5 protein-coding genes are annotated in these 12,249 nt (G+C 42.8%); all 5 read right to left on the bottom strand.

The annotated features are described in order from the left end of the window. Window positions 1-2: 2 nt before the first annotated feature. From DMZ48_RS11500 to DMZ48_RS11480, 5 genes are read right to left on the bottom strand one after another with little or no spacing between them, the layout of a single operon-like run. Window positions 3-902, bottom strand: a complete 900-nt coding sequence (locus DMZ48_RS11500; protein ID WP_143955289.1) for a GyrI-like domain-containing protein — start codon at window positions 900-902, stop codon at window positions 3-5. A gap of 5 nt (window positions 903-907) precedes the next feature. Then, on the bottom strand, window positions 908-2,251 hold the full coding sequence (locus DMZ48_RS11495; protein ID WP_143955288.1) for a vanadium-dependent haloperoxidase: 1,344 nt from the start codon (window positions 2,249-2,251) through the stop codon (window positions 908-910). Further along, window positions 2,251-5,514: a VCBS repeat-containing protein gene (locus tag DMZ48_RS11490; RefSeq protein WP_143955287.1), complete on the bottom strand. Its 3,264-nt coding sequence runs from the start codon at window positions 5,512-5,514 to the stop codon at window positions 2,251-2,253. Before DMZ48_RS11490 ends, DMZ48_RS11495 begins: the two co-directional genes overlap by 1 nt. A gap of 42 nt (window positions 5,515-5,556) precedes the next feature. Then, window positions 5,557-8,940, bottom strand: a complete 3,384-nt coding sequence (locus DMZ48_RS11485; RefSeq protein WP_242009186.1) for a VCBS repeat-containing protein — start codon at window positions 8,938-8,940, stop codon at window positions 5,557-5,559. Further along, a complete protein-coding gene (locus tag DMZ48_RS11480; RefSeq protein WP_143955286.1) occupies window positions 8,921-12,247 on the bottom strand; it encodes a VCBS repeat-containing protein in 3,327 nt (1,108 codons plus the stop codon). The genes DMZ48_RS11485 and DMZ48_RS11480 overlap by 20 nt, the downstream gene beginning before the upstream one ends. Between the last annotated feature and the right edge of the window lie 2 nt (window positions 12,248-12,249).

The following is a 12,249-nucleotide window of genomic DNA, read 5'->3' as shown; positions in this document are numbered from 1 at the left end:
GTCTATTCCACCAGCGGCATATAGATCTCTGTTTTCCAGTTTAGTTCATTTCCTCCAAAATTCGGATTGTTATAGAATACCTCAAGGGGTTTATCCTGTAATGCAAATCCACGAGCTTTAGCATAATCGTAAATACTGTACCAGGCTTTGTTGGAACGGATATAATTGCCATTGAAAACTGCCTTGATAGAAGGTTGTGAGGCTATGGTCTTAAAGAAGATCTCCGGATGTTCGGGAAGGCTATCTTTTCTTTTTACCGGAAAACAAAAATCGAATTCGATCTTGTTTAGTACTTTGTCATAGTGGGTTACCTGTACCATGGGTTTGCCTTCAAGTGTCATGCCGTTATCCACCAGAAAGTCGGATACATAGTTATAGTTCTTCATCATTTCGAAAGCTTTTCGCTGAGGTGTAGAACTCGAATGTATGCAGGCACAATAACCAGAAGGTGAATCTTTCGTGCCCTCCAGTGTGACTTTGATCATGGAGAGGTTTTCCTCCAGAAACGTTTTAAAGTTATAGACGATTTTATAGCCATTCTCCTCAATCTCCGTATCATTGAAGGGTATGGTTAGGCGGTTGATCAAACTTCTTGAGGGTTCAGTGATGCGGGCTTTCACCAGCGTCACCGAATCGTTCTCATAAGTGAATTCCCAGTTAATCTTTAAGGAAGCTCCTTGATATTCCAGCTCCTCTTCCAACTCATTGTATTCTTCGATTTCCTGAAGAGCGACCGGTTTTATAAGCTCGTTATTAAAATGCCAGTGCATTACCTCATTATAAAGATTTCCGGTACTACTGTTAGCCTTAAAGAACACGACGAGATCTCCTTTTTTGGCAAAAAGGTACCATCCCAGGGCAAAGCAACCCAAAGCGATAAATGTCAGAAAGACCTTTTTCATAGTGATCAATTCTCTGCGAGTTGTTCGCGGTTATTCATATCAAGTTTTTTGATGACAAAATTACCAAGCAGCCTGCCTTGTTTAAGTCCGTTATCAATGGCCGCGCGATAATGGATGCCACCATACATACGACTTATGGCTGCTTCTTCTGCTGCTTTGTTGAAGGATGAAAAACTACGTACCGGAAGGCCGTATGGGGTTTCAGTGTCATCATCAAAGTAGAAGTCGTCACCGAAAATATCGGTAAGCACGATTGCAGCTGCTCCTGAAACTACAGAATGTCCGCTGGTATATTCCGGGAAAGGTGGTGTTTGCAGGATCGGTTTCCAGTTGTCATCGATGTATTGATTAATAACGGTTTCCGGACGTATCAGGTTGGACCGGTATTTTTCATCCCAACAACTGATGAACCCATCAGCGATACCGATGGACGTTTTGGTATAAGCATATACCGTCTTATTAAAGTCTGCCTTATCTTTTCGGCAGGCGATCTTGCAGATGCCGATCCAATGAGCGCCGGGAGTGATTTTTTTAGTTGCAAACATCAGGTGTCCGCGGGTAACTGAAACATAGGGGTTGCAATCCCAGAATCTTGCAATGGCAACCTCTTCTGAGTCATCATTGACAATTCTCACTCCGGTATTGTACACTTCCATTACTTCTTCGTAGAATTTTGAATCCTTATCCATGGAGAAACCTGGAGGAGGTACTGGTTTGAATTGAGAGGAAGAATCAATGGCGAAAGGTCTGATTTTCATCCAGTGAGGTTCAATGCCATCCATATAAGCCGGTGGCGTTGGTTGCCAACGTGAAGGATCATCACTGTTCACCGTGAATTTAGGCATTGTACGGGTTTGCTTGTAATTGTCCTTATCCATCCACTTTTTCATATGCGAAATCACCTTGTCTGCATAATCTTTGGAGGCCAGGAATGTGGTTTCATCAGCCTGTTGCCATACATTGTAAAGGCTATCCCGGTACATTTCGATACGGTCTTCTGAAAAGATAAGGCTCTTGCTGATCTCCATATGAGCCATTAGTGCGGCCATTTGTGGGTTGATGATTTCAGAATCGGCCTTAGGAATTGCTTCGAGTCCGTTCAGCATTCCGGTCAGTGAATTATATTCAGGGTCACTTTGAGCGATGATCTCATAGGCCGCAATATTTGCATAGGCAAATATCCGGCTTGCAACGGGTGGCGAGAAAATGTCATGGATCATCACATCGACTACCCGGTCGATACTAATATGCATCTGTTCTGCGGTAATTTCGACCGGTTTGGTTTCACGATTACAGGATACAGATATTAGTATGCAAAGTATTCCGAAGTAAAAAAGTGTCTTTTTCATTATAAATCGTTCAATGTTTGGTTAATTGTATAAAGTTGGGAGGCTGCATTATTATTGGTTACAAGCAGATACGGTTTCTTGTCGATGTTCACAATATTGAGGTGTCGTACCGCTTTATTAAAAAGATCGAGTCCGGTTTCAGAACCTTTGATGATATTGTTCTGATCATGGATAAGGGCACCACCGAAACCATCGAAACGGCTTTGGAAAGGTTTAACCCCGAAATAATTTCCGGCAGTTAGAAGTTCTGTGTTTCCGTCATTATCAAAATCATATTCCAGCATACAGGTTATTGGAGAAACCTGCAAGTCGTTGGGGAACGGATGGAAGACGAAAGATCCTTCTTTGTTTTCAAGCCAGCCTGAACGCAAATTGGTCACCGTAAAAATAGTTGCCTTTTCCATAAGTTCAGAGCCGATGATCTTTCTGATGTCACTTCCAGCAAAATCCCGGTAGTTATGGAACTTTTTTCTCATGAGTCCTACCATTTGACCCGCGAGCTCATCCATGCTTTCCAGTGGATATTCCTCACCATTCTTCATGGTCGTTACGATAGTTTCCGTTCTTCCGTTATCATCGAAATCCGCATAATACATATGCATCGGATAATCGCTACTTGCCGTAAACTTTGAGTTACTACCCCAATTTCCAAGTACCAGATCTTTATCGCCGTCATTATCCATGTCGAAGGAGGCAATACTTTGCCAAAGTCCGAACAGGGATTTATTTGCGAATTTAGTTTCTATAAAAGAATCTCCCTTATTTAATAAAACCCGGGGAGCCATCCACTCTCCAACGACAATGAGATCGTCATTTCCATCCTTGTCAAGGTCTTCCCAAAGCGCATCCGTTACCATACCCAATTTACCATTATCGGGAAGGTCGATCGCAGTCATCATACCATTGTTCCATCGAAATACCCTTGAAACGGGTAGGTTTCCGAAGTCATAGGAGATTGTATGGCTGCCAGTGAAAAATATCTTTCCCTTTTGATCTTTCCCTTCTGCGATTACCGAGGTATTGTCATAGGTTTCACCGAGTATGGAAGCATTGAAACCAGTGCTCGTTTGTGATAGGATCCGATCCTGCAACTGAGAAGACCTTCCGTAGAAATCACCACCACCATTTCCGGTGATCAGATCGTTCATTCCGTCATTGTTCAGATCTGTGATCAATGCACTCACTTCCTCACATTTATCATCAAAGTTGAAGCCGGACAAGCTATCTTTTTGAAAGCCATTTTCCGACTGTCTGTAGAAAACAGGTGAATGTGATTTGGAACTTCCAAAAAACAGGTCGGTGAGTCCATCACCATTCAGGTCGCCGATAGCAGTAGCTGGTCCACGGTCTGAGATTCTGTATGGAATGAGTTTTTGGCGATTAAAATCGAGATAGTCGTCTTCCTTGTGTATGAAATCCAGACCGAAATTGTCGGGAGCCGGTGTGAAAAGCGGGTTTGCATTACCGGGATATTGGGCGTAATTATACTTTTCCGATACATCGTCCCAATGTACCGTTAGGGTTTGATTCAAAGGGATCTCCTTAAATTTTTTAAAAGTGTGGTCCGGAAAGATGATTAGCAAAGAATCCAAATTCTTTTCCTGTCCAAATCCGAAATGCAAAATGGGTTCTGATGATGCCTGAAATCCACGGGTAGGATACAGTGCTCTGTATTGCATAATACCTTTAGACCAGGCGATCGCTGCAGTTCCGGTACCATGGGTATTTCCGTTCTCCCTGCGCACACTGATCTTTAGATAGGATGATGTTTTTGAAGCGTTGTTGATGTACAGCGTGGGTGTACGATTGAGGTTGTTGGTGATCAGGTCGAGGTCGCCGTCATTATCGAAGTCGGCAATTGCCGTTGCTCCTGAGATGATGGTGTCTTTTCTGATCCATTCTCCGGAACGGTCCTTGAACTCCATTGTGGAACTCCCTTCAAAAACATAATTATAATGATTACCACTTGGCATCATTTTAAGGGCTTTTTGATCGATCAGTCGTGTATCGTTCAGTTTGTTTCTGATCTGTTCGTTGGATATAAATTTTATATAATCCAGGTCATTCGGTCGTTTTGGAATTCCGTTTGAGATGAACAGGTCTTGTTCTCCATCCTGATTGTAATCTGCAAATAGCGCACTCCAACTCCAATCGGTAGCCGCAACTCCACTGAGGAGTGCAGTTTCCGTAAAGTTTTCTCCCTTTTGATTCACTTGTAACATGTTTCGGGTGAATTGAGGAGCATATCCCAGCTTGTTGATACGCATTTCCAGCATCTGGGTGTTTTCATCGCCTTCAGACGATTTTAGTACCGTTTCTTCCTCAGGTAGCATATCCAGAGAAATGATGTCGGGATAGCCATCATGATTCAGATCTGCTGCGTCATTGCCCATTGAGAATCTGCTGATATGTGCAAAGGCATCCTTCAGACATTCTTTGAAGGTGCCATCTCCCTGATTCAGATAATAATAATCATCTTCATGGAAATCGTTGCCGACGTAGATGTCAGGGTAACCATCCTGATTGAAATCGGCTATGGAGACTCCAAGTCCGAAACCGTTCACGCCTCCGAAGATACCTGCCTCTTCACTTACATCCGTGAAATGTCCACCATCATTACGCAGCAATTTATCTCCTGTGGCATAATTTCTTTTAGTTCTAAGATCGGAACTGCCATAGGATTCCTGCGTGTGAACCGCATGATTAAGTAAGTAGATATCCAGGTCATTGTCACCATCATAGTCTAAGAAGGCAGCAGAGGATGAAAAAGAATCATGATCGAGTCCGTATTCCTTGGAAGCTTCTGTGAAAGTAAGGTCACCATTGTTGATGAAAAGTTCATTGTGACCGGTAAAATCATTAATACCTACAACCGCACAGGTATATATGTCGAGAAAACCATCGTTGTTAAGATCTCCCATAACTGCGGCGGTATTCCAGGAACTATTCCCCTGAACTCCCGCTTGCTCTGTAATATCTTCGAATTGAAGGTTTCCCTTATTGAGATATAACTTATTCTTTACCTGGTTTCCGGTAAGGTAGATATCCGGAAGTCCGTCGTTGTTTATGTCTCCCACAGCAACACCACCCCCATTGTAAAAATAAAGGTAGTCCAGAATATTCAGTTCATCCGTTTCCGTCAGGATGTTCTCAAAGTCGATTCCGCAAGCTTTGGGATCCGGAGTACTGAACAGTCTGTCCTCCTCCTCACAAGAAGTGAAAAGTAACAGAATTAGTGCCGTTATGAATGGTTTATACTTCATCGGGTAGTCCTTACCGGTTTACTATTTATTAAATACCAGGTGTTACAGGTTGTCAGGTTTTGTCTCTTTATCGATCATGAAAATTTTAGGTTCATTGTTGTTGATCGCAACTACCAAAAATGAATTTCCATACTGATCGTTGAGCGTTCTCAGGTATTTTACTTCATCTTTCACAAAGAATCCACTTTTGTTATAGTCCTGCCAGGTGAAATCACCTTTTCCATTATTGATCAGGACACTACCATAATTTGCATCAAGACGACTCATTTGAGGTTTGAACTCATAATTATTTCCTGCCATGATGAGGTCTAAGGCACCATCGTTATTGAGGTCCTGACAATTGATATCACAAACACAGGAGAGTTGAACCCTTGAAGGTAATTCGATGAATTCGTAGTTCCCGTTGCCCTGATTTAGAGCCACAATTGATGCCGATTGTGTGACTTTTTTCACCAAAGCCTTACCCAGAACATCCTCAGAAAATAGTTCTTCCATAGATCGGTTAGAATATTCAGAAGCCTTCAGATTTTGTTTTTTAAGGGATACGAGCTGTGCCGTCAGTTCTTTTTGCATATGTACGGGATAATCTTTCCCATTGATAGTTCGGGTGACAACCTGTTCTATACTTCCGTTGTTATCAAAATCATTGACCCAGATCTTCATAGGAGATTCCATAGTGGGTCGATAGGGGATATTAAGCCCCATATTACCGAGAATAAGGTCGGTTTTACCATCATTATTAACATCGGCAGTTTTAACTGCATTCCACCACCCCGGTATCTTATCCAGATCTCCCTTTGTTGATTCCAGTTGTTGGCCTGTATTGGTAAAAACCATGGGTGCTCCCCAGTCTGAAACAGTTATCAGGTCTTCTGTGCCATTACCGTCGATATCCGCCCAGGTGGCGTTAGTGATCATTCCGGCTTTGTTCAGGTCAAAGGCAACCTCACTGGTCTTGTTTTCGAATTTTCCGTTTCCGGTATTGACGAGGAACAGATGTTCCGGATTCATGCCGTAGGTTCCCACAACACTTCTGGAACCTATCATTACATCAAGGTCGCCATCCTTGTCAAAATCACACGGAGCTATGACGGATATATTATGGAATAGCGAGGGTAGTCTTTCTGGTGCAGCACTTAGATTTCCTTTACCGTCGTTAAGGTAGAGTCGGGGAAGGTAACTTCTGGCATCAGTGGTTTCATTTCCGCCCGAACCAACCATGAGATCGAGATCTCCATCGCCATCAGCATCGAATATAGCAGCGGCGGTGTCTTCAAAGAATGCATCCTTCTTAAGGACTTCCTGAGGTAATTGTTTTAATTTTCCGTTGCCATAATGCATATAGACAGCTCCTGGACTTCCTGCTGCCCCACCTATATAAAGATCGTCATTACCGTCATTGTCAAAGTCACCGGTAGCCATTGCAGGTCCTTCCTGGGAAAGCATTTTATAGAGTAGCCCTTCATGGTCAAAGTCATTGTACATATTCTCCTTGTGAGCGAGCAATTCTGTAGTAGGGATCTCCTTAAGAAGGGTCTTATTAGTTTTTGGATTCGGCAGGTTGTATTTGATCTGAGAGTTGCCTTGGGTAAGCTTTATGCTGGAATTAGCTTTAATTCCGGTGAGCAGATCAGTGCGATCATCCGGCCAGATCACACGAATTGAATCGATCATTTCGGTCTTTCCGATTCCGATGGTCAGATTGTATTCCATGGAAGACTGGAAACCTCTTGCCGGGATCACTTCCTGCGTGATCACCTGATCCTCAAAATATACATTTACAGTGCTTCCGATCGCATTGAGATTAGGCGCCACTCCTTCGAGTTGTAATTTGATAAAATGATTACCGTTTATTCGATCTGAGTTATTTCGGTAAAGGAAAGAAGGCATGTTTACATTGTTAACAACAAGATCGAGATCACCATCGTTATCCAGATCTCCGTACGCACATCCGTTCGAAAGACTGGGTTGTTCCAGACCCCAATTTTCTGCGACGTTATCAAAGGTTAGGTCATGATTATTACGGAATGCATAATTTGGAATGGGGGTGATCGGCATTTTTGCGATGATGGAGTCGATGGATTCCTTTCGGCCGGTCAGTGCCATATTCTGAATAATGTCATTTGCAAAGAAATCAACAAAGTCAAGGTCCGTAAGATCATGATTGATCCCATTGGTAACGAAGATATCCCTGAAGCCGTCGTTGTCCATATCGAACATCAATCCGGCCCAACTCCAATCGGTCTTTGCGATTCCACTGAAATACGCTACTTCCGAAAAGCTTTGATTACCATTGTTCAGTTGCAGAGTGTTTTGAATATATTGCTGATAGAAGTCTTTTTTCTGTTTTAATTTAAAGACATTGTAGCCTTCAAAGGTCATTACCGATTTGGTTCGCTGATCTTCTTCCGGAAGCATGTCGGTTATAAAGATGTCATTATTACCATCATTATTGATGTCAGCGATGTCTACGCCCATTGCAGACAAACACAGATGCGAGGTCCAGTTCTTGATATCTTCGGTGAAGGTTCCGTCCTGATTATTTATGTAGAGATAATCTCGTTCATAAAAGTCATTGGAAACATAGATGTCAGGATAATTATCCTTATTGATGTCGGTAACCATAACACCAAGCCCGAAACCTATGAGACTTCCATAGATTCCGGCTTCCTCACTGACATCGGTAAAGGTTCCGTTGTCGTTTCTTAACAGCATGTCTCCGACACCGCGGAAGATTTCGGGAACTCCTTCCCAATCCTGGGCTCTTACCTCACGTTGTTCGGCATATCCGAGACTACTGACCGGAATATTACTGTTATTGAGGATGTATGCATCCAGGTCTCCGTCTTTATCATAGTCAAAAAAGGTTGCATGCGTACTGAATCCTGATTTAGCCAGATTATATTTTTCGGCCATTTCGGTAAAAGTAAGGTCGCCATTGTTTATATAAAGATCATTATCATGGTTATTTCCTTCCATGTTCCCGGCATTACTTACGTAAATATCCAGGAGCCCATCCTGATTAATGTCGATCATGTTCACACCTGTAGACCAGGGTTTGTGACCAGCAACTCCGGCTTGTATCGTGATATCTTCAAACTTCATATTCCCTTTGTTGAGGAATAATTTATTTTGCCCCATGTTGGCAGTCATATAGATGTCAGGCAATCCATCATTGTTGATATCTCCAATGGCAACACCACCTCCATTATAGAAATTACGGTATTTGAATATATTGAAATTCTTCTGATTCTCGACTTTGTTCTGAAAGTCAAACCCGGTCGAATCAGGATCCATCAGCGTGAATAGCGTTTCCCTGTTCATGTCATACATGTTCATCGCGAGTTCTTTCTCCTTTTTACATCCTGTGAACATCGCTATGGATGTCATCAGGATCATACCTATCTTAAGAGTTGGTCTGTACATTGGTCGCTGTATTTTCTGTTTTTTCTAAAAAAACGGGTTGTTCGTTATTGATTGTTATTATGTAGATCTTTCCGGTTCTGTGATTTAGAATCGCAGATCTTCGAGCCGGGCCTTTCACTGTGAAATGCGGATTTTGGTCGCTTGTGAAACCGCCTTTGCCGTTGTTAAGCAATAGGCATCCTCTGGATGCATCCAGTCGGCTGAGTTGAGTGCTGATCTCATATAGGTTTCCAGTGAGTAACAGATCTTTTAATCCATCATTATTAAAATCGTCACAGAGTATGTCCAATACCGGTGAGATCTGCGCTTCAAAAGGAAGGGTTGTTCTTTTGTATTCACCGTTGCCCAGATTTTCAAAGTAGCTGGTGGCGAATTCTTCTGCTTTTTTGATATGAGCATTCTTTAGTTTTTCTTCCGGTAGCAGGTCTTTGAATGCTGTATTGGCAAAATCTTTATAAGAAAGAAAGCGTTTGTTCAGAAAAGGCATTTGCTTGGTGAGTTCCTCCTTGGATGAAAAAGTGGTTTCTACCCCTTTGTAGTAATAGGTGATCACCGGTTCAATACTCCCGTTGTCATCATAATCATTACTGTATAGCGTCACCGGTTGTGCTGCAGTAGGCCTCAAACGGCTATTAAGTCCCCAGTTCCCGGCAACGAAATCCATGTCGCCGTCAGCGTCGAAATCTTCGACAATAATACTATTCCACCACCCCTTTGGAAACTGACCGGCCTTCGTTTTATCCTGTTTAAGCCCGTCCGGTGTATTTATGAAGATCGTCACTGGCATCCAGTGGCCACAAAGAATGAGGTCAGGGCGATCGTCATGGTTAATGTCTTTCCAAACAGCATCGGTAACGTTACCAATCGTTGCGAGTTCAGGGGCTAAGGTTTCTGTGACTTCGGTGAAACCGGCATCACCGTTGTTAAGGAACAAAAACTGATGGGGTGATTTTCCAAATTCCCAGGGAATCAGGTTTGATGTGATGAGAACATCTGCATCTCCATCGAGATCCAGATCGGTAACACTTACAGAGGAAGCATTGAGTTCTATGTTTGAGAAGACGAGGCTGTCTTTTTTCAATGTACCCTGGTAATTCAAATATAGACGGGGTTGTAGGGCTTTACCCGATCTGAATTCATTCCCACCGCTTACGACGAGAAGATCAGGAGTGCTGTCCCCGTTGAAATCAGCAAATATGGCATCGGTATCTTCGGCAAGAGCATCCGTTTCAAAGGGAATTGTTCGTTTGGTAAAGGAACCGTTATGTTGCTGTAAAAATAGGGCCCCTGATTGTGATTTGCCACCTCCTATAAAGATATCTTCAAGTCCGTTTCCATCGATATCTGCAACTGCAGTTGCGGGTCCAAGATTAGTGCTTGCAAAAGGAATAAGCGGATCTCGGTTGAATTCGATCGATGCCTGGTCCTTATGTTTGTAGGAGAACAGGGAATCACAATTTCTGATCACTGTAACCAGATCCGTTTCTGAAGTTAGGTGGTTGTCTGCTTTCTGGTATTCCAGAGTGAGCTTTTGTCCGGTTTTAATGTTTTTTAATACCTGTTGTTTACCTCCTGGCCAGACTACGCGAAGTGAGTCGATGGTATTTTCAATTCCGATCCCGAAATGAAGCTCGGGTAAGGTAGCGGAAAGATACCCGCGAGTACTATAATTTTGAAGATTCTGAGTGCGGTCTTTGGTGTAAACCGTTACGTTGGTGCCGATTCCAAAAGGGTTCTTTTCGGGCCCGCTGAATTGTACTTGAAGAAAGTTCGCTTCCGGATTATAGGAATTTGTTCGGTTCTCTAGGATAAAAGCCGGATCGTTGACGTTGTTGACCACCAGATCCAGATCACCATCGTTGTCCAAATCGGCATAAACGGCTCCATTGCTGAATGATTCATGCGGATTGATCCAGGCTTCACTGGTGTTCTCAAATTCCCGATCTCCTTTATTTCGAAAAAAATAGTTGGATACCTTGATCGCGGGAAGTTCATGAATAAAACTGAGGTCATCTTTGCTGAGTCCGCTGTCTACTTTTGACTGGATTTTGTCATGAGCGATGAAGTTTACGAAGTCCATGTCATTGGTGGCTCCCAAAATCCCATTGGTGATATAGATGTCCTTGTTTCCGTCGTTATCGAAATCTGCGATGAGAGGTGACCAGGACCATTCCGTAGCCGGAATTCCGCTGAGATAAGCAGTTTCACTGAATGCTGAGGTTCCCCGGTTAAAATGGAGGGTGTTCTGCATATACTGAGGGTTGTAACCATTCTTCAGGTATTGCTGATAGATCTGGTAATTGTATTCAACTCCAGCGGTTTTATAAGTCTTGAGATCTTCGGGTTGCATATCTACAGAAATGATATCGGGAAGAAGGTCATTGTTCAAGTCAGCGATATCATTACCCATAGAGTAATGAGAGGTATGTCCCAGGGTTTCCGGATTGTCATTTACTTCCTTAAAAGTGCCGTTGCCCTGATTTATATACAGATAATCATTTTCAAAGAAATCGTTCCCGACATAAATGTCTGCATATCCGTCATTATTAATATCGGTAACGGTAAGGCCAAGACCATATCCGATCTTGCCCTGATGGATACCGGCTTCTTGGCTGACATCAGTGAAATGTCCGTTATCATTTCTCATGAGTATGTCCCCAGAGAGGGCATCATAACCATTTCTGGATCTTCCATTTCCGTAAGTTCGGTTCGGATGTACCGAATGGTTCATCAGGTACATATCCAGATCTCCGTCATTATCATAGTCAAAGAAGGCTGCCTGCGTTGAAAAGCCTTTGAAATCCAGGCCATATTCTTTTGCAGCTTCCCTGAACTGAGGAATGCCATCAGGGTCGTTACCTTCATTGATAAATAGTGAATTGGTGCCTGAAATATCTCTGTAATCGCCAAGCCTGCACACGTAGAGGTCCATTTTGTTATCATTATTGACATCTGCAATGGTTACACCCGTTTTCCATTTGCCAGAGCTGTTGATCCTGCTGGCTTGAGTTATATCCCGGAACTTCAAATCTCCTTCGTTGAGGTAAAGTTTGTCATCTCCCATATTGGAAGTGAAATAAAGGTCCGTAAGTCCGTCATTGTTAAAGTCGGCAGCGGCAACTCCGCCGCCATTGTAGAAATACAGATAATTGAGAATATTCAGTTCTGGTGTGTCTTTAATTTCATTGACGAAATCTATTCCGGTAATTTCAGGGTCAAGCTCTTTAAATCGCAGTTCTTCTCTCTGACATGCGGAAAGAACCAACATGAATACAAAGAATCCGAATATGTTTACGAATCTGAGCATAG

It is taken from the genome of Robertkochia solimangrovi (assembly GCF_007279655.1).
Classification (GTDB): domain Bacteria; phylum Bacteroidota; class Bacteroidia; order Flavobacteriales; family Flavobacteriaceae; genus Robertkochia; species Robertkochia solimangrovi.
This window is presented reverse-complemented; position numbering and strand designations above follow the sequence as displayed.